Source organism: Vibrio sp. 779(2023) (assembly GCF_033344285.1).
In the GTDB taxonomy this organism is placed as follows: Bacteria; Pseudomonadota; Gammaproteobacteria; order Enterobacterales; family Vibrionaceae; genus Vibrio; species Vibrio alginolyticus.
Window position 1 is genome coordinate 558,890 of record NZ_JAWPOM010000001.1, and the last position, 17,708, is coordinate 576,597.

The 17,708-nt window shown below is 44.0% G+C and carries 19 protein-coding genes; 10 read left to right on the forward strand and 9 right to left on the reverse strand.

What is annotated here, in order from left to right; all coding sequences use genetic code 11:
- Positions 1-121: 121 nt before the first annotated feature.
- The 4 genes from R8O70_RS02420 to R8O70_RS02435 form a co-directional block, all read right to left on the reverse strand.
- The gene (locus R8O70_RS02420) at positions 122-1,198 is read right to left on the reverse strand and encodes a PQQ-dependent sugar dehydrogenase (protein WP_258624854.1); all 1,077 of its coding nucleotides are present in this window, start codon (positions 1,196-1,198) and stop codon (positions 122-124) included.
- A 149-nt stretch (positions 1,199-1,347) separates the two neighbouring features.
- Positions 1,348-2,496, reverse strand: a complete 1,149-nt coding sequence (yiaY, locus tag R8O70_RS02425) for an L-threonine dehydrogenase (RefSeq protein ID WP_033906837.1) — start codon at positions 2,494-2,496, stop codon at positions 1,348-1,350.
- Between the two features lie 333 nt (positions 2,497-2,829).
- Positions 2,830-3,480, reverse strand: coding sequence for an isoprenoid biosynthesis glyoxalase ElbB (elbB, locus tag R8O70_RS02430; protein ID WP_258624856.1), 651 nt, complete (start codon positions 3,478-3,480; stop codon positions 2,830-2,832).
- Between the two features lie 12 nt (positions 3,481-3,492).
- Positions 3,493-3,642, reverse strand: a complete 150-nt coding sequence (locus R8O70_RS02435; protein WP_017634379.1) for a hypothetical protein — start codon at positions 3,640-3,642, stop codon at positions 3,493-3,495.
- Positions 3,643-3,762: 120 nt separating this feature from the next.
- On the opposite strand from R8O70_RS02435, the gene yddG reads away from it, so the two are divergent.
- Positions 3,763-4,665, forward strand: a complete 903-nt coding sequence (gene yddG / locus R8O70_RS02440; protein WP_005389394.1) for an aromatic amino acid DMT transporter YddG — start codon at positions 3,763-3,765, stop codon at positions 4,663-4,665.
- A gap of 151 nt (positions 4,666-4,816) precedes the next feature.
- On the opposite strand, the gene R8O70_RS02445 is transcribed toward yddG, so the two are convergent.
- The gene (locus tag R8O70_RS02445; RefSeq protein WP_318184039.1) at positions 4,817-5,710 is read right to left on the reverse strand and encodes a cation diffusion facilitator family transporter; all 894 of its coding nucleotides are present in this window, start codon (positions 5,708-5,710) and stop codon (positions 4,817-4,819) included.
- Between the two features lie 176 nt (positions 5,711-5,886).
- Positions 5,887-6,765 carry a LysR family transcriptional regulator gene (locus R8O70_RS02450; protein WP_005375568.1) on the reverse strand — a complete coding sequence of 293 codons (879 nt, stop codon included), beginning with the start codon at positions 6,763-6,765 and terminating at the stop codon, positions 5,887-5,889.
- Between the two features lie 171 nt (positions 6,766-6,936).
- Between R8O70_RS02450 and R8O70_RS02455 the strand changes: the two genes are divergently transcribed.
- On the forward strand, positions 6,937-7,512 hold the full coding sequence (locus tag R8O70_RS02455) for a class I SAM-dependent DNA methyltransferase (protein WP_017821100.1): 576 nt from the start codon (positions 6,937-6,939) through the stop codon (positions 7,510-7,512).
- 149 nt (positions 7,513-7,661) lie between these two features.
- On the opposite strand, the gene R8O70_RS02460 is transcribed toward R8O70_RS02455, so the two are convergent.
- Positions 7,662-9,635, reverse strand: coding sequence for an acetoacetate--CoA ligase (locus R8O70_RS02460; RefSeq protein WP_258624857.1), 1,974 nt, complete (start codon positions 9,633-9,635; stop codon positions 7,662-7,664).
- 222 nt (positions 9,636-9,857) lie between these two features.
- Between R8O70_RS02460 and phhA the strand changes: the two genes are divergently transcribed.
- Together phhA and R8O70_RS02470 are read left to right on the forward strand one after the other, a co-directional pair.
- The gene (phhA, locus tag R8O70_RS02465) at positions 9,858-10,652 is read left to right on the forward strand and encodes a phenylalanine 4-monooxygenase (RefSeq protein ID WP_053350625.1); all 795 of its coding nucleotides are present in this window, start codon (positions 9,858-9,860) and stop codon (positions 10,650-10,652) included.
- Positions 10,642-10,980, forward strand: coding sequence for a 4a-hydroxytetrahydrobiopterin dehydratase (locus R8O70_RS02470; protein WP_053303750.1), 339 nt, complete (start codon positions 10,642-10,644; stop codon positions 10,978-10,980). Before phhA ends, R8O70_RS02470 begins: the two co-directional genes overlap by 11 nt.
- A gap of 70 nt (positions 10,981-11,050) precedes the next feature.
- Here the strand turns inward: R8O70_RS02470 and R8O70_RS02475 are convergent, their stop codons facing one another.
- Positions 11,051-12,820 carry a choice-of-anchor I family protein gene (locus tag R8O70_RS02475; protein ID WP_258624858.1) on the reverse strand — a complete coding sequence of 590 codons (1,770 nt, stop codon included), beginning with the start codon at positions 12,818-12,820 and terminating at the stop codon, positions 11,051-11,053.
- Positions 12,821-13,018: 198 nt separating this feature from the next.
- On the opposite strand from R8O70_RS02475, the gene R8O70_RS02480 reads away from it, so the two are divergent.
- A complete protein-coding gene (locus R8O70_RS02480) occupies positions 13,019-13,363 on the forward strand; it encodes a HopJ type III effector protein (protein ID WP_005375560.1) in 345 nt (114 codons plus the stop codon).
- A 38-nt stretch (positions 13,364-13,401) separates the two neighbouring features.
- Here R8O70_RS02480 and R8O70_RS02485 read toward each other — a convergent pair whose 3' ends face one another.
- On the reverse strand, positions 13,402-13,710 hold the full coding sequence (locus R8O70_RS02485; protein ID WP_080276966.1) for a cysteine-rich CWC family protein: 309 nt from the start codon (positions 13,708-13,710) through the stop codon (positions 13,402-13,404).
- A 144-nt stretch (positions 13,711-13,854) separates the two neighbouring features.
- Between R8O70_RS02485 and R8O70_RS02490 the strand changes: the two genes are divergently transcribed.
- From R8O70_RS02490 to R8O70_RS02510, 5 genes are all read left to right on the forward strand, one after another.
- Positions 13,855-14,070, forward strand: a complete 216-nt coding sequence (locus R8O70_RS02490) for a DUF3820 family protein (RefSeq protein ID WP_005375557.1) — start codon at positions 13,855-13,857, stop codon at positions 14,068-14,070.
- Between the two features lie 40 nt (positions 14,071-14,110).
- Positions 14,111-14,356, forward strand: coding sequence for a hypothetical protein (locus R8O70_RS02495; protein ID WP_136976461.1), 246 nt, complete (start codon positions 14,111-14,113; stop codon positions 14,354-14,356).
- Positions 14,357-14,675: 319 nt separating this feature from the next.
- Positions 14,676-15,587 carry a hypothetical protein gene (locus R8O70_RS02500; protein ID WP_318184040.1) on the forward strand — a complete coding sequence of 304 codons (912 nt, stop codon included), beginning with the start codon at positions 14,676-14,678 and terminating at the stop codon, positions 15,585-15,587.
- Positions 15,577-16,047 carry a hypothetical protein gene (locus R8O70_RS02505; RefSeq protein WP_017821094.1) on the forward strand — a complete coding sequence of 157 codons (471 nt, stop codon included), beginning with the start codon at positions 15,577-15,579 and terminating at the stop codon, positions 16,045-16,047. The genes R8O70_RS02500 and R8O70_RS02505 overlap by 11 nt, the downstream gene beginning before the upstream one ends.
- A 393-nt stretch (positions 16,048-16,440) precedes the next feature.
- Positions 16,441-17,691 carry a DEAD/DEAH box helicase gene (locus R8O70_RS02510; RefSeq protein ID WP_017635763.1) on the forward strand — a complete coding sequence of 417 codons (1,251 nt, stop codon included), beginning with the start codon at positions 16,441-16,443 and terminating at the stop codon, positions 17,689-17,691.
- Positions 17,692-17,708 lie beyond the last annotated feature (17 nt).

Sequence of the window (17,708 nt, forward strand, 5' to 3'; positions counted from 1 at the left end):
CGAACTATCGTTTTAAAAAACAAAAGGTTATTGTTAAGTTTAGATTCTTCTGCTTAGATTGTACGAAAATAAATCACTAGTACGTCACAAATTAAATAGTCTTAACGATTTTAGTGTTTGATTACCTTTCCTCAAGACGAAAGATTTTGCCGCTGTCGGTAGAAAAGTAGATATAGCCATCGGGGCTGATGGTTATATCTCTTACTCGCTCTCCAAGACTCTCCATCAATCTTTTTGATTCGGTGAGCTTGCCATTATCAATAGAAACCACGTTGATGTGCGCCAGTTTCAATGCGCCTGCGAGGATTTTCCCGTCCAATTCTGGGTATTTATCACCACGGTACAAAATCATATTACTGGGCGCGATAGAAGGGACGTATACCAGCTTGGGATCTTCCATTCCCGGTAACGACTTAGCTTCCCCAACGTCCAACGGTCCCCAATATTCTTTACCATGAGAGACTTTTGCCCAGCCGTAGTTCGCGCCTTTCTTGATTAGATTAATTTCATCGCCACCGCGTGGTCCATGTTCAATCGACCACAGCTGTTTTGTTGCTTCGTCGTAAAACATACCTTGTGGGTTGCGGTGCCCGTAACTCCATATCTCAGGACGAGCTTGGGAAGGTTTGAATGGGTTGTCTTGCGGAACCGAACCATCAAGGTTAAGGCGCACAATACTGCCAGCATGGGTTTGAGTGTCTTGGCCATTATCGCGTTCGCCACGGTCACCGATTGAGAAGTAAACTTTATCGTCTACAAATGAAATTCGACTGCCGTAGTGGCGACCCGTGTCGGTGATGGCATCAGCAACAAAGAGATCGTTCCAACCCACAAGTTGATTGTTTTGCAATTGCGCCGTCGCTAACGCCACCGTATTGCCTTTACTCGTGCGCTTGCTGTAGGTAAAGAAGAGTTGCGGGTTTTGCTTATCGGCATTCGGTGCGAGTGCAACATCCAATAAACCAGCTTGTCCACTGGTGTTCACATTGGGGACGTTAAACAGCTTTTGAGGTTTGCCTGTGGTGATATCCAGCAACGAAACCGTACCGTTCTTTTGATTGACGATAACGCGTTGATTATCTAAGAACTCGATCCCCCAAGGGATCTGAAATCCACTCGCCACTTCGTTGGCGCGGTATTCGGCAGTGTTGGCAGAACAGGATAAACAAGCGAGTAGGGTAGCAGCAATCGTTCTCATGGTTCCTTCCAATATGAATCGTGTTAATACTTAAAAGCTAACACTAAAAGACTATGTTTGGCAGAGATTCACTTGTATATGAATGTAAAAAATCCCCGATACGAGATCGGGGATTGAATTAAGGCTAGAGAATTGTTTAGTTAGCGAGATTACATCGCTTCTTCGAAGATCTTAGAAATTTCTTCGTGAGTTGCTTGTTTAGGGTTAGTGAAACCACAAGCGTCTTTCAGTGCGTTGTCTGCTAGTGTTGGGATGTCTTCTAGTTTCGCACCAAGCTCTTTAATACCTGCTGGGATACCCACATCTTTCGCTAGAGTAACGATAGCGTCGATTGCTGCCGCTGCACCTTCTTCAGCAGACATGCCTTCTACGTTTACGCCCATTGCTTTTGCTACGTCACGTAGACGCTCAGGACATACTTGCGCGTTGTAACGCTGTACGTGAGGTAGAAGAATCGCGTTACAAACACCGTGTGGAAGGTCGTAGAAACCACCTAGCTGGTGTGCCATTGCGTGTACGTAACCTAGAGAAGCGTTGTTGAACGCCATACCCGCCATGAACTGTGCGTATGCCATTTGTTCACGAGCTTCTAGATCTTCACCGTTTTTCACTGCTGTGCGTAGGTAAGCTTGGATAAGCTCAATCGCTTTGATTGCTACTGCATCAGTGATTGGTGTTGCCGCGATAGATACGTAAGCTTCAATCGCGTGAGTTAGGGCATCCATACCTGTTGCCGCAGTTAGCGAAGCAGGTTTAGCGAGCATTAGCTCTGGATCGTTTACCGAGATAAGCGGTGTTGTGTGCTTATCAACGATAGCCATCTTAATGTGACGCTCTTCGTCAGTGATGATGCAGAAACGCGTCATTTCAGATGCAGTACCCGCCGTCGTGTTGATCGCGATAAGTGGCATCATTGGTTTTGCAGATTGGTCTACGCCTTCGTAATCTGCGATTTTGCCGCCGTTAGAAGCAACAAGCGCGATACCTTTCGCACAGTCGTGTGGTGAACCGCCGCCTAGAGAGATAACGAAGTCACATTCGTTATCAGTAAGAAGTGCTAAGCCGTCGTTAACGTTGCTGATAGTTGGATTTGGTTGAGTGCCATCAAACACAACGGTTGCTACATCGCGCTCAGTGAGAAGGTCTTGAACTTGTTTGACTACACCGATTTGGTTAAGGATCTTATCCGTAACGATCAAACCTTTTTTAAAGCCTTGAGATTGGATGTTGTCTGCTGCGTCTTTCAAACAACCAGCGCCCATTAGGTTTACCGTAGGGATAAAAAATGCACTTGTCATATTGGATAGCTCCGTCGTTATTTTTAATAATCTTTCTTAATTTGCCATTTACTGTCGCACATTCGTTTCCAGATTGAAGTTGATCTAAAGCAAGTTTACCCACTTAGAGGTACTTGCAAGAGAAAAACTGTGACAGTGATCTTGTTGCACTGCGTATAAGTGCAACACTGATATAAAGTAGAACAAATATAAAACTATGGACGCAAACGATTGGCAGAAATTGACTTCTGACGCGGATATATCTCTAAATTCGACTAAAGTATAAAAAATCCCCATTAATAACTTAATTATCAATGGGGATAGGGAAGTGTTTTATAAGCTAACTACTAATAATTAAGCTATTTTAATCAGTTTTGATGCTAACTTTTCGATACCTGAAGCCGCTTGAGAGATATTCTCTGCCAACATGTAAGCAGGGGTTGAAAGTACGAGGTGTTTTTCATCAAAAACGATGTCTTCGACAGGGCACGTGGTGTGTTCACCGCCCATTTGATTAAATGCTATTGAGACTGCCTCATCGTTGCCTACCGTTCCTTTCACGCCTTGCTCATAAATCATCGGAATAATGACAGGAGAAATACACAGATAGCCAGCTGGTTTTTTCGCATTAGCAAACGCGCGACAAGCTTGAGCTACGTGTGTGTTAATGGAGCACTCCGCACCCGAAACAGCGAAGTCGGTTAAGTTTTTCGCGGCACCAAACCCACCTGGAAGCAGTAGGGCATCGTATTCATCGACGTTAAGTTTGGCGACATCGTCAATATTTCCGCGTGCAATACGAGCTGATTCGATCAATACGTTACGTGTTTCATCCATTTCGTCACCAGTTAGGTGATTGATGACGTGGAGTTGGTCAATGTTAGGTGCAAAGCAGTGCCAAGTTGCACCTGCCTTCTCGATGGCGTAGAGCGCCAACACTGCTTCGTGGATCTCAGAACCGTCGTAAACGCCTGAACCACTTAAAATGACTGCGACTTTTTTCATGTTTGGATTCCTTTACTCTGAACGTTCCTTAGATTGCTCTTCGCTATCTAGACCATGCGTTTCCGAATGTGTTTTAACGTTTTCACTCTCGTTGTCATCTTCATCATAGTAGCGCACAACAAAGGGTGTAAGCATAACACTAGAGGGCAGAAAATGTTTCATATCGACTCCAACGGCTTAATAGAATGATTTTTATACTGATTTTTATAAAACAGTACGTTGAACCTGATCATTTTTGAGTTAAGCTGACGTTTCCTTTGGCATTCGTGAGTGGTAGGTCACATGAAATCAGTGCAATTTCGTTTCACACTTTATGGTTGTATCGCGATTCTCTCTTGGAGTTGTCTGCTTGGCATCGCGAGGTTGGTTACGGAGAGTTTAGGTCCTGTAGGCGGGGCAGCCATGTTGTACTCTCTTAGCTCTGTTTTCCTTCTTATCGTGGTCGGTATTCCAAAGTTGTCTTACTTTTCTCCCAAGTATCTTGCGCTTGGTGGTGCGATGTTCGTCTGTTATGAAATATTTCTCGCTCTATCTTTGGGATATTCCAACTCGCGCGCGCAGGCAATTGAGGTGTCGATTGTCAATTACCTTTGGCCCGCACTGACGGTTTTATTTGCGGTCCTTGGCAGCAATAAAAAAACAAACTGGTTGCTTTATCCCGCAGTTACGCTGGCGTTTGTTGGGGTTGCTTGGACTGTGAGCGGTGAGAATGGCTTATCCATAACTCAGATCATGTCCAATGTTAGTAGTAACCCTCTGGTGTATTTTATGGCTTTCGCTGGCGCGGTTATATGGGCTTTTTATTGCAACTTAACCCAAAGGCAGCAATCTAAACATAATGCGATTACCCTGTTTTTTATTGCAACAGCTGTTTCGCTTTGGGTCAAATACGCGTTTACGGATGAGCCACCAATGACATTCAGTTGGGAAGCGATGGGGTACTTAGTGGCCTCTGCGGCTTTAATGGCTGGTGGTTATGGTTTATGGAATATCGCGATCGTTGGCGGCAATATGGTTTTTCTCGCCACCTTGTCTTACTTCACACCCATTTTTTCCGCTTTATTTTCTTCCATTATTCTTGGCGTAACTCTGAGCCATAGCTTTTGGCAGGGCGTTGTGATGGTAACGGTGGGCTCGCTGATGTGTTGGTTAGTCACCAAAGAGAAGCGCGAAGCGGCTGGGTAAGTTACCAACGAGATCAGAGAATTTAAGTGAGCAACGAACAGATCTCCCTTGCGAGCTGTATTCGAATACGAAGAAACTAAATCGAAAAAATTAAAAAAGCTCCCGAGATTGGGAGCTTTTTATTGAGTTTTAACGGCTCTTTGGTGGCACTCTAATAAGCGACGTTCAAGTGTAGTTGAAGCTTGAATCTGTGCTTCGACAGTCGCTTGATAAGCTGCTTACGAGTGTGCTCTAGTGTATCAAGCTCCAATGTGTCGTCATCAATATGTACGTCCACATTTACTCGTAGCTCTTGGCCCACCTTCGTTACGCCAGCCAGTTTCAATTGATGCTCAGTTACTTTTTCAATCTCAAGAACATCTTTGCCAACGCTCTGACACAGCTCTTTGCTTGGTGCCATCATTAGTAGTTCACGTAAGGCACCTACTAGCATATCGAACGGTACTTTGAGGAAGTAAAAGCCCATTAAAACCATCATCATGGGGTCGGCATATACCGCATACTCAGAGAATGGCGTTAGTGAAACAGCCGAAGCCGAGATAAATCCTACGGTCACCGCCACACTCAACAAAGTATCCATTTGCCACTGTTTTTTCTCCGCTTCAATCAAGCCTGATGAGAAGCGGCGGCTGCGTTTCGCCATAAACCACCAAGCGTAACCACAACCGATAACATTCACGATGCCGAATAAGGTCGCAATAGAAGCATCGACCTCGCGACCTCCAGACATCAATGCTGATATCGCAGAGTAGAGAGAGAAGCTTACAACCACTAAAATGACGGCTGCTTTTATCGCAATAACGATTGGTTCTAAGACCGCTTTTCCAAATGGGAATACAGATTTTGAAGGCTTGTTAATATAGTAAGAAGCGGCCAGTGACAATAAAGTTAACAGTAAGCTGACCAAAGAGTAAACACCGTCAAACACGATGACAATTGATCCTACAAGCAAGCCAAGTACCATACCACCAGCAGCGAACCCAGATGCCAAAAGGGCTGAAATGGTTAGAATACGGTTTTCGTTTTTGCTTGTCCTGTCACACATAAAAGATGCCTTTGAATTTTAATACCTTACTATTCTTCGCTCATAAGGTAATTTAGGCAACCACAAAGTGACCAGTAACTAATCTAAAAAATTGCGTTTTTATTTATATTCCTATAAAACAATGGCTTACTGTGATTTTTTGGTGTCAGTAAAATTGACGCTCACTGATAAAATGTTTAGAAGTCAAATAAATACTCGCTCAATTTATCTGCTAACCACGTCATTGCTGGATGCTCAGTATGGCCGTTAGGTGAAAACATACAGTAGTCTTCTTGCGTCAATCCGTATGTGTGTTTGATAACGGCGAGCTTCTGCTGACGAAGGTAATGGCGGATTAATGGTTCTGGAAGCACGCCCCAAGCGTCTTCTTCTAAGATGGTGTTCAGCATGTAGTCAAAACTCGAAAAACCAATATATCGAGTCGAGAAAGGTTGCAGTTCAGGGTTGTCTTTCTCATTTAGGTACACCATTAGTGCTTGCATCTGACTACGTAGATCTTCGTCTGAGACACGGCGCATCTTACTTAGGCGGTGTTCTACACTGCATACTGACATCATACGTATCTTGCCTAATGGGTTATATACGATACGAGGATCGTCTACTCGCTCATAATCAACGCCGAAAGCAAAATCTACTTGGTGGGTACTGACCAAGTTGGCTAAGTCGCCACTGGATGCCAAGATTAAGTTGAAGGTTGTTGAAGGAAAGCGGTTATTCAATGTATGAGATAATTCTTGCCAGAGATCATCAGGTAAGGAGTCGTCACGTGCTACCCAAACTTCCGCGTTAAACCCTTCCGAGATTTGAGCGCAGGTCTTTCTGACCCGTTGTGCGATGATAAGTAGGTGTTCGCAATCTTTGTAAATGGCTTTCCCAGCTTCAGAGAGGGTGAGCTGGTTGCCAGTTCGGTTAAACAATTCAACGTCGAGATCTTTCTCTAATGCCTTAATCGACATACTGAGTTTGGTGCGATTGCAGTCGAGTTGCCTTGCCGCTTCAGAAACAGAACCACACTCAGCGATGGTGCAGAAGGCTTCTACTTGAGTTAAGTTCATGATTTGACACAACCAATAAATGAATTCAAATAATTTGGGTATTATGCAGATGCGCTCCCAAAGCCATGAAAGATTATCGAAAAAAACGCGAATCCGCCAGATAAGTCTATGGTCTTTTAACGGTTTTGCGGTAATCTATGTGGGTTACAAAAAGTGAACATGGAGGCCACGATGGCACAAGATTGGGACGGCTTAGCAAAAAACTGGGAATCAAATCCAGCAACAGAGCAATTTGCGCAGTCGGTGTTTGAGCAGTTACAACAGCTAACTCAGCTTGATGGCATTAAAGTACTAGATTTTGGATGCGGAACAGGGCAGTTAAGTCAACGATTGTCACCGATGGTTAAAGACATCGTAGCATTAGACGCATCGGAAGCCATGATTGAGGAACTCGATAAAAAAGAGCTCGTCAACGTAGAACCTGTGGTAGATGCACTATCTCGCGGCTTGGTTGCTCAGCACCCTGCGTTTCGTGGACAGTTCGACTTGGTGGTTGCATCATCAGTTTTAGCGTTCGTGGAAGACTTAGACGCGTCATTAACGATCTCGCATTCTCTACTTAACCACGGCGGCTATTTTGTTCATTTTGATTGGATTGCAGAATGTGAACAAGACGGTTTTACCCTTGCGAAGTCTGAGCGTGCACTGAAAGAAGCGGGTTTTACTGAAGTTGAATCGCAACACGTTTTTGACATTACATCTGATGGTAAAACAATGTCGGTATTAATGGGGCTTGGTCGTCGCTAATACCGCTGAATAAAGAACAAAAAATGACAAAAGCGAGCTAACAAGCTCGCTTTTTTCTTATCTGCTGAGGGTACATGTAACTTCACTTGCTCTAAACAAGTCGTCGTGGTGCAGGCAAGGACATGCTCGAACAACTAAGTCTTCGGAGGTTATTTTGAGACGACTATCCTGCGTATCTCCTCCAGCACTTCAGGGTTGGCTATTGCGCCTAAATTTTCGACGCTTCGGTTGTTAACGATTTGCTTAACGGCTAACTCGACCAGCTTTCCTGAGCGTGTCTTAGGTATATCGCTTATTGCGTAAATTGCACTAGGTACATGCCTTGGAGAACATGCAGACTTTAGCTGTGCTTTGATGGAAGCGATCATCTCGTCATTGAGCTCTTCCCCTTTGACTAATTGGACAAACAGCCATATTTGTTCGTTGCGATCGACTTCTTTTCCTACTGCGATCGAATCTAGAATACCGTCTATACAGTTCACTTGCTGATAGATTTCGGCCGTGCCGATTCTTACGCCACCAGGATTCAACGTGGTATCACTTCGACCATAAAATACGTATCCCCCAACGCGGGTCTGTTCAACATCATCGCCGTGGTGCCAAATATTGTCGAATTTATCCCAATAAGCACGATGATATCTCTCACCGGTGTCGTTCCAAAAGCCAGCAGGGAAGTTGGGTAATGAATTGGCGCAAACCAACTCACCGCGCGCTCCCATTACGCTATTACCTTGTGGGTTAAAGACTCGGACATCGACCCCTAACCCTGCTGATTGGCACTCTCCCCGATAAACGGGAGAAATAGGGTTGCCCAATACAAAGCAGCCACAAATGTCTGTTCCGCCAGAAATCGAGGCGAGGTGTACATCTTCTTTAATGCGCTGATAGACATAATCAAACTGTTCTGGATACAGAACAGAGCCCGTTGAGCAAATGGTTTTCAGACTTGGAAATGCATCACTTTTCTGCGGAGAAAAAGGTGCTTTTTCCAGCGCCTCTAGGTATTTTGCTGAGGTTCCAAACAGCGTCACTTCGGCTCGTTCTGCGAGGTCCCAGAGCACATTATGAGTGGGGTAAACAGGGCTACCATCAAAAATCACCAAACATGCACCGCTCGCGAGTGAAGAAACGTGCCAGTTCCACATCATCCAACCGCAGGTCGTGTAATAAAACACTCGGTCGTTCGGTTGGATATCGCAATGCAGTTGATGCTCTTTCAAGTGATTAAGCACCGTTCCGCCGACGGAATGAACGATGCATTTCGGTTTGCCTGTTGTGCCTGAAGAATAGAGCACAAATAGCGGATCGTTAAAATTCACACGAGTAAAAGTCAGCGCTTCGGGGGTGTATTGATTCAGGACATTTTGCCAATCTTGGGTGCAGACATCGCATTCAAAAATGTGTGGTTTAAGGTAGCTAATTTGGCAAACTTGTTTAAGACCATCAAGATGATCCGCAATATGCTGGTTTTTCTTAGACATATCGAAAGTTTTGCCATTGAATGTATAGCCATCACAAGTAAACAGGATTTTGGGTTTCACTTGACCAAAGCGCTCCAAAACGCTTTCGACGCCAAAATCAGGTGAGGTGGAAGTCCAGGTCGCCCCTAAACTGGTGGTTGCTAGCATAGCTATTACCGTTTGAGGTAGGTGAGGTAAATAACCAGCGACGACATCACCTTGCTTAATTCCACATTCTTTCAACCATTGCTGCACACTCGAAACTTCTTCGCACAATTGTTTCCAGGTGTAGGTCTGTTTTTCTTCACGTTCATTTTCAAACCAAATCGCGAGATCATCGGGTTGGTGACACGCGTAGGTTAGCAAATTTTCGGCGTAGTTAATTTGCGCGTTTGGGAACCATTTTATATCCCTATTTTCAACAGGTTGCTGCCAGCGACTTTCTGCTCGCTCTTTTATGGTCTCTCCCTGAGTGCCAATGACGTCGCAGAATAGCCAAACTTCCTGCCAAAATTTTTCTACATGATCGAGTGACCATTGATGCAGATCAGCGAAGCTTTCAAGGGTATTTCCTTGTCGATTAATGTGTTCAATAAACTGTGTAATGTTGGCTTCTTCGATACGACTTTCGCTCGGTTGCCATACTTTGCTGCTCTCGCGCATAGGTCCCTCTATAACAAAGTGATAACAGGTTTTAGTTTGAGAGGAATACACGATAAAGTCAAACAAGCCAGATATTATATCGTGTCATAAAAATCATGCAGTTACGATGAGTTGTAAACAATATGTTACATCGGGATGATGCTGAGAAAATCGCGCAGGGATTGGAAGCTCTTAAGACTACAGATAGGCTTAATGTAAAGGATTTGTTAATGGAGATGAGCCATGACCCAGTATCGTTCTAAACCCGTAAACCAGGAAGGCAGGGTTGAATGGAGCCGTGAAGAAGACGCCATTTGGCGAGATTTGGTAACACGACAAATGGGTGTGATCCAAAACAGAGCTTGTGAGGCTTATTTACACGGTTTGACGCTGCTTGATTTACCTCAAGACCGCGTTCCTCAGTTACCAGAAATTAATCGTGTCTTGATGGAGACAACAGGTTGGCAAGTGGAGCCCGTTCCCGCGCTTATTGATTTCGACCGATTTTTTAATCTACTCGGTAATAAGCGCTTTCCAGTCGCCACATTCTTGCGTACAAGAGATGAGTTCGATTACTTACAGGAGCCAGATTTCTTCCACGAAATATTTGGTCATTGCGCGATGTTAACCAACCCAGACTTTGCTGCATTTACCGAGCATTATGGTCAACTAGGGCAAGCCGCTACCCCAAAACAAAGAGCCTATCTCGCTCGCCTCTACTGGTTTACCGTAGAGTTTGGCTTGGTGAAAGAAGGGGACAAAACCAAAATTTACGGTGGTGGTATTCTTTCATCTCCTGGCGAAACCCTCTACGCATTAGAGAGTGATGTAGCAATTCGCGACCCATTTGAATTACAAACAGTGCTGAGAACGCCTTATCGTATCGACATCATGCAACCGAAGTACTACGTGATTGATGACTTTTCTCAGCTTTTTAAAATCAGTCAGTTAAATTTATTGAAACAAGCCGATCTAGCGATTGAAGCTGGACTGCTTCCTCCACTTTTTGAACCAAAGGAACCTGCTCATGTTGAATGAACAAAAATGCGAAGCTTGTAGTATCGATGCCATTGCACTAAGCAAAGAAGAACAACAATCTCTGCTGCTGCAATTGTCTGATTGGCAGATCATTGAAAGAGAAGACATACCTCAACTAGAAAAGGTGTATAAATTTAAGAACTTCAAACAAGCATGGGCTTTCAGTAACAAAATCGCGGAACTGGCAGAAGATGAGTTCCACCATCCCTCTATTTTGTTGGAATGGGGTAAGGTTACCGTAACGTGGTGGAGTCACTCTATCAAAGGTCTGCATAAAAACGATTTTATCTGCGCATCAAAGTGTGACTCGCTAGCATCGGCAGAGTAGGACATTACCTCATACAAAAAACGCCCGGCTTATGTCGGGCGTTTTGGTTCTAAATGACTTTTACATTACTTTATAGATTGATTCGGAAGACGGATGTCGTGCCCGATACCTCATTGCCAACGACGATAAAATGACCACCGTTACGGGTAAAGTAATTAATGGACTCTGGACCTAAATCGCCTGCTTTTGGATTGTATGTGTCATTCATGCATTCGCCATCTTCGACTTCTGTACATACTGGCTGATTGTAATCACGGCGGCTTACGTAATGCATAAACTGCGCTTGTTTCGGGTCTGTGATGTCATAAATCATGGTACCGCCTTGACGCTCCAAGCCGATAAACGCGTAATGACGACCGTTAATTTGTGCTACTTCAATCGCCTCTGGCTCAATACCTTTATCATCACTTCGGTCATCGCCACTATTATTGTTATCGTTGGTGCTGTTGAAGTTCTTGCCTTCATTCAGCAGCGCGATAGTCGCGAAATCGTCACCACTATCGAAGACCAACTTGCCGTTTTCATCCCAAATCGAAAATGAACGCGCGCCAAATGATTGAACATTCTCTTGTGCAGAAAGCGTTTGTTCCGGCTTAATCACTTTTAAACGCGCGAGTTGTTTGTTGTCTTTTAGTGCCTCTGCCAATGGGTGTTCTGCTGCCACTTTCAGCTTCTTACCGCGCACTTCATCAATATGGCTTAAACAGGTTCCTTGCTCAGATGTATATTCATCTGTACCGAGGTAATCGTCTTCATCCCACATAAAGCCAGCTTTGTCGCACAGTTCTTGAGTGGTTTTGAATCCGTACTCACGCCCGTCGCCTTCATTTGCCGATACGATGTAAGTACTCCCATTCACTGAGTAGCTGTCGATAGTGTCAGGCATAAATAAGCCAACCAGTTGTGGGTAGCTTTTCAAGTTCCCAATGATTTTGTCTTTGTTGGATGCATCGAGTTTAGCGCCCGACCAAGACTTCTCACCCAAGCCAACAATTCGCTCTACTGATTTGCTCTCTGGATTGACGATTGCCATGGCGTTATTTTCTTGTAGCGCGACATAGATTTTGCCGTTATCTGCAAAAGTGAGGTATTCCGGCTCTAGATCTTGTGCGATGGTGGCGTTTGCCCCCGAAATACGCACATTCTTTGGAAGCTCTGCTTTTCGTGAATCATCAAATTCGTTAAAGCCAATTTGTGACACTTCTGCTTGAGTAACACCAAGGCTCAGATCGATCAAAGTGATACTACCTTCAGGGTCAATGCTGTAATCGCTGTTTGGTTCTCCTTCATTAGCGGTTGCGATGTATCGGCCATCTTTCGAGAAGCCAACCATGTCAGGCAATGCGCCTGTTGGAAACGTCATGACTAATGACAAATCGTCGGAGCGGTACAAGCCAACAATACCATTCGCTTGTTTATTACTGTTTTCAATCGCAACAGCTACCAAACCATTGAATACAGCGACACTGTTTGCTGCGCCAATTTCAATGCCCGCTGCTTCGCCAGCGCTGTTGAGATCAATGAATGCGCTTTGCGTTGGTACGCCGTTGTCATCCATAGAAAGTACATCGATACGTTTTGCTTGAGCATTCACCACATAGAGCTTATCTGTACAGGCGTCATAACTCACGATTTCAGCTGCCGATGTATCGAATGGAGCATCAGCAACGGATGTTCCGATAAACGTTAACCCTTGAATTGACGTTTCCCCAGTAACGGGTGCAGTGGTAGGTTTGCATTGTGTAGCGAATGAAGCCACGGTATCTTCGGGTTGTGATGAACACGCGATGGCAAGTGATGACAATGCGAGTACACCGATTGCCTTTAAAGGGGTGATCATGATATCTCCTTATCAATCCGATAGGTTGTCAATCAGCATGGGTTTTATGCTGCTGTCCATTTCCGCACTGGAATGATGGAACGCTGAATGACGTGTGATTTGGTAAGGCTCTGAATATATGTATGATTGATGACTCTTATATTGGCTTTTTATGAAACTAATGTGTCATCAAAATGATGAAGTAGGGATAGAGGAATAATGGAATTAAAATCGTTTTTAGATTTATTGGCAGCGTCACCAGAGCAGGTCGAATTTGAAGCAACGATGGCGGTGATCGAAGATAACTATACGTTTGAGCCAACCGCTTTTGTAAATGGTGAGACACAAAACAATGCAGGCGAGAACAACGGTTCGTGTAAGATCTTCGCTTTCGGTTTGCTAAACAACCTAGACAAAGAAGCGACGCTAGCCTGCTTTGGCCGTTTTTATCGTGAAGATGTATTGCAGCATCCAGAGAACAGCGATCACCAGAATATTCGTAATTTTATGGTGACAGGGTGGGAAGGCATTAAGTTTGAAGCGTCCGCTTTAACCGCTAAATAAACACCAGTCAGAAAACGATGATCAGTAAGCCAGTCGTATTACGCGACTGGCTTTTTTTCTAGACATTTTCGGCACAAACACAGCTGGTTGGCGCTTGGCTTGGGTAAATCACGGGTTTCAATAGTAAAGCACCAGCATGTCTCTTTGCCTGCGGCGATATCACAATGGGCTTGAGTCCCGCACTCAGGACAACTGTGCGTTGAATCTTCTCCTGCGATTTGTTCGATAATCGCATCTCGTTGGAGATCGGTTTTGTCTTTCCATTGGATGATTTCATCCATCGTTCGGTGACAACCAGAGCATATTCCGGCGTTATTTTTACATGCAGCTCGACAAGGTGACTTCATTGCTTTCTCGTTCTCATTTTTTATGCCGCGTACTCTAGCATAAAGCGAGTCAAGGCCGCCAAAAATAAACGTGACTGCGATTTGCTGGTGAGGAGGGAGAACCAGTGTTACCCTTGGACGAGTTACCTTAACTCTCTGTCACTTATGTTAGAAAAAGAAAACCTCATTAAACTCGCTAGAATGCAAATGCCATTTGGGAAATATGCAGGGCGAGTGTTAATCGACCTGCCTGAAGAATACTTACTGTGGTTTGATAAAAAGGGCTGGCCAAGCGGCGAGCTAGGGGATTTGCTCAAGCTATGTTTAGCGCTCAAAATTGAAGGCTTAGATAGTGTCGTGAAGCCTTTGAAGCGCATGTAATTAGCTACAGAAACGCCCACTCTTGATGAAAAGACTTATTATGAATTTTGATATCGATGCACTGAAACACCACCAATTGGTCGAAGATGGTAAATTAGAGGGATGTTACATTCATCAGCCAGCTCAAGTTAGCCAACACAATGACAAAGCTGTTTTGGCAGAGCGCCAAGCATTGGAAAAGCTGGGATATAAGGTAATACAGGTTAAAGCTAAAGGCGGGACAACAACGTTTGCCGAGGCGATGCAAAAGCTTGCGAAGGAAACTGGTCACCTGCCTAAGGAGTAAGTGAGTGTAACCTGCCACAGCCTTACAAGTTCTCCCACCAGACTATTTTTTCATTCAAAAGAGCCAGACCGTTAGGCTGACTCTTTTTTGCCCCAAAACAAACTGGAATAAATACTCTACAAAATTTGGTTCGTACGTTTTACCCTACGAAAAGTTATCCGATTGAATGTAACTCAACACTATTGAGCCTTCATTGTGCTTGTTTGATTAGTCAAACTGCCTATTTGATTGGTTAAATCATCATGCAATCTTGTTGGGGATGATAAATCACTGAAAATATTGTTATTATCCTTTTTATTTATCAGTAAAACCGACTCCCATGAGATATGAATCCTCTCCTGTAGCCCCAGAAGAAAGACAAGAAACCACTAGAGAACGAGCAGCACGTCAACGCCGAGAACGTCAGGAAGAGCTGAGATCTACCGCGAGCGATGAGAAACGATGGACTGAAAATAGAGAGCGCGTTCTTGCTGAACGCAAAGCGGACCAACAAGCTTACGACCTAACAGAAAAAGAATGGAACGATGATTTACAAAAGCAAGCTAAAGAATATCAGTGGGACACCTCTCAACAAGAGAACGTGAGTATTGCGGTACTGACTGTTGAAGAAGGTAACGAGTATTTAGACTTGCTCATCAAAGACTCGCATGGACAACTTTCGAACGGCAAGGACTACACTGGCGTAGGCATGGGGCTTAAAGGCGCTTATGAGGTCGCTAAAGAGCTTGGCGCTTGGGGGCCAACCGCTAAAGCTGTCAATATCAATGGTGTAATGAATATTGTGGTTGAGAACTACAAGCCTAAATATTTAGACCTAGGTATCCGTTGGCAAGAAGCAACACCACAAATGCTTAAAATTGGTCATGCTCTAAATACTGTTCAAGGCAATGTCAGTTTCTTGAAAGGCAACATCTATGTTGAACTTGTGTTTAGTGGTGCGGTTAATGCGGTTGACTACATTCTACATGATGAAAAAACGCTAGGTGAAGTGGTCGGCCAATTTACAGCGGATATATCTAAGGGCATTGCCGCAGGAGTTATCGCTCAAGGAATAACTATTCTGGGAGTCGCAACATTAAGTACGGTACTTGTTGTGCCAACCGCTCTAACACTTGGTATTTTCGCTGTTACTGCGTTTATTGTAGGAAAGGAAATATCTAAACTAGATGACCAATTTAAATTCACGGAACCGATGAAGAATCAAGTAGAGAAAACTATTAATGATTTCTAATGAAAAATTTAACCGAAGACTAAAGATAAAGCGTTGGCTTAAAGTGATGGCTAGTTGGCCTCTTATGGTTTTTATGGTGTGGTTGAGCTACAGCTCAATTAATGAGTTAATTAGCATTAACAACTCAATCGGTATCATTCCTAAAGTAAAACTAGCAGGTTTAGTGAACAATGTTGCTTCTTTTGTAGGCCTTCTAATATTTGGTTTTATAGCGATCATTCCCATAGCTATGCTACACAGGTCAACAGAACTATTACTAAAAGTACCATTTTCGACAAAAACAGGGCTATATTCTATAGCGATAATAGTATTAAGTTCTATTGCCTCTGCCATATGGTTAGATAACAACACGAGAGAAAAAATAAAGCAATATGACTATATTGAATGTACTTCTGAACAAGAACTTACATTAAAATCCTCAAGTCGGACGTATGTTTTAGACCCTAGTTCGTGCGATTAAATCACCTTTCAAGCTCTTGGCACAAGCACCCTGCTAGCGTATGTACATGTCATGCGCTAGCTCTCAATACTTGAAGTTATCCATTAGTTGCTAATATTCTATTTGTCGTAACGCATTTTTGTCCAATTATAAGCTATAGGGTTTTCTCAAGCTGTATTTTGCTTTACAGGAGTCAGAATGCCTGACTCCTTTTCACTTTGCTTGTCGTGAGCTTTACCATCTTGGTCGTAGAGTATTGGTTACCGAAACCATTAACTCATGTTAGTGAAAGGAAATTCCTGAACCCTATAGTGCTTCTTTCACCAATCCTCTGTTTGGGCCATTATTTCTAACATCCAGACGTGAAATAGCATAAGATACACGGCCTTTACTAGCACTGAGCCACTCATCGTAATGACAGATAAAACACAGCAAGCGACATTTGCCGATCTTGGCCTGATTCCAACATTAGTCGAGCGACTAGAAGCGTTGGAATACAGCCAACCGACGCCCATTCAATCCCGTTCTATTCCTGATATCCTTGAAGGGAAAGATATTATTGGTGGTGCCAATACGGGGTCTGGTAAAACCGCTGCTTTTTCGCTGCCAATCTTGCAAAAAATTGTTCAGCAAGACGAATCAAACAATCGCCGTGGCAACTTCGTTTCCCACCTGATTTTAGTACCAACTCGTGAGTTGGCATCACAGGTGGCATATAACGTCAAATCTTACTCATACCATCTCAGAGATAAGATCAAAACGGTTGCCGTATTTGGTGGTGTATCGGTGAACCCACAAATGCTGGCGCTTCGTGGTGGCTGTGACATCATTGTTGCAACGCCGGGTCGATTACTTGATCTGGTATCCAGTAACGCGATTAAGTTGGACCAAGTAAAAACGCTTGTTCTTGACGAAGCCGACCGAATGTTGAGCCTCGGATTTACCGAAGAACTGAATAAGATTCTTGCGTTACTACCAGAGAAGAAACAGACGCTGTTATTTTCTGCTACTTTCCCTGATAAAGTCACGACGCTGGCCCAGCAGTTGCTCCGCGACCCTGTTGAAGTTCAGTTGCAGAGCGCAGAAGCCAGCACTTTGGTGCAGCGCGTGTTTATTGTAAATAAAGGTGAGAAGACGGCGGTACTCGCGCATTTAATCAAACAGCATCAGTGGCGACAGACTTTGATTTTTGTGAATGCTAAGAATGCCTGTAACCATTTAGCTCAAAAGCTGTCAAAACGCGGTATTACCGCTGAAGTTTTCCATGGTGATAAAGGGCAGGGCGCTCGTACTCGTGTCCTTGACGGTTTTAAGTCTGGCGAGATTCAAGTTCTTATTGCCACCGATATCGCAGCACGCGGCCTTGATATTGAAAAACTTCCAGTGGTGATTAACTTCGATCTTCCGCGTAGCCCTGCTGATTATATGCATCGAATCGGTCGTAGTGGTCGTGCTGGTGAAGTAGGTTTAGGATTATCTCTTATCGATTACGACGACTACCACCATTTCAAAGTGATAGAAAAGAAAAATAAGTTCCAACTTGAACGCGAGCACGTAGTCGGTTTTGAAGTGGAAGACGATCAGAGTGAAGCCTACTTTTTACCAATGAAGCCGCGAGCGAAGCCAGCAGGTACGGGTAAAAAGAAGAAAAAGCGTAATCAATAGAAAACGTAAACTACATG

What these genes read in the sequence shown, in the direction of transcription:
- R8O70_RS02455 (WP_017821100.1), top strand. Translation starts at nt 6,937, where the DNA reads ATGGCACAAGATTGGGACGGCTTAGCAAAAAACTGGGAATCAAATCCA.
- R8O70_RS02510 (WP_017635763.1), top strand. Translation starts at nt 16,441, where the DNA reads ATGACAGATAAAACACAGCAAGCGACATTTGCCGATCTTGGCCTGATT.
- R8O70_RS02445 (WP_318184039.1), bottom strand. Translation starts at nt 5,710, where the DNA reads ATGTGTGACAGGACAAGCAAAAACGAAAACCGTATTCTAACCATTTCA.
- R8O70_RS02500 (WP_318184040.1), top strand. Translation starts at nt 14,676, where the DNA reads ATGAGATATGAATCCTCTCCTGTAGCCCCAGAAGAAAGACAAGAAACC.
- R8O70_RS02480 (WP_005375560.1), top strand. Translation starts at nt 13,019, where the DNA reads ATGGAATTAAAATCGTTTTTAGATTTATTGGCAGCGTCACCAGAGCAG.
- elbB (WP_258624856.1), bottom strand. Translation starts at nt 3,480, where the DNA reads ATGAAAAAAGTCGCAGTCATTTTAAGTGGTTCAGGCGTTTACGACGGT.
- R8O70_RS02420 (WP_258624854.1), bottom strand. Translation starts at nt 1,198, where the DNA reads ATGAGAACGATTGCTGCTACCCTACTCGCTTGTTTATCCTGTTCTGCC.
- R8O70_RS02460 (WP_258624857.1), bottom strand. Translation starts at nt 9,635, where the DNA reads ATGCGCGAGAGCAGCAAAGTATGGCAACCGAGCGAAAGTCGTATCGAA.
- R8O70_RS02505 (WP_017821094.1), top strand. Translation starts at nt 15,577, where the DNA reads ATGATTTCTAATGAAAAATTTAACCGAAGACTAAAGATAAAGCGTTGG.
- R8O70_RS02435 (WP_017634379.1), bottom strand. Translation starts at nt 3,642, where the DNA reads ATGAAACATTTTCTGCCCTCTAGTGTTATGCTTACACCCTTTGTTGTG.
- R8O70_RS02495 (WP_136976461.1), top strand. Translation starts at nt 14,111, where the DNA reads ATGAATTTTGATATCGATGCACTGAAACACCACCAATTGGTCGAAGAT.
- R8O70_RS02470 (WP_053303750.1), top strand. Translation starts at nt 10,642, where the DNA reads ATGTTGAATGAACAAAAATGCGAAGCTTGTAGTATCGATGCCATTGCA.
- R8O70_RS02450 (WP_005375568.1), bottom strand. Translation starts at nt 6,765, where the DNA reads ATGAACTTAACTCAAGTAGAAGCCTTCTGCACCATCGCTGAGTGTGGT.
- R8O70_RS02485 (WP_080276966.1), bottom strand. Translation starts at nt 13,710, where the DNA reads ATGAAGTCACCTTGTCGAGCTGCATGTAAAAATAACGCCGGAATATGC.
- R8O70_RS02475 (WP_258624858.1), bottom strand. Translation starts at nt 12,820, where the DNA reads ATGATCACCCCTTTAAAGGCAATCGGTGTACTCGCATTGTCATCACTT.
- phhA (WP_053350625.1), top strand. Translation starts at nt 9,858, where the DNA reads ATGACCCAGTATCGTTCTAAACCCGTAAACCAGGAAGGCAGGGTTGAA.
- yddG (WP_005389394.1), top strand. Translation starts at nt 3,763, where the DNA reads ATGAAATCAGTGCAATTTCGTTTCACACTTTATGGTTGTATCGCGATT.
- R8O70_RS02490 (WP_005375557.1), top strand. Translation starts at nt 13,855, where the DNA reads ATGTTAGAAAAAGAAAACCTCATTAAACTCGCTAGAATGCAAATGCCA.
- yiaY (WP_033906837.1), bottom strand. Translation starts at nt 2,496, where the DNA reads ATGACAAGTGCATTTTTTATCCCTACGGTAAACCTAATGGGCGCTGGT.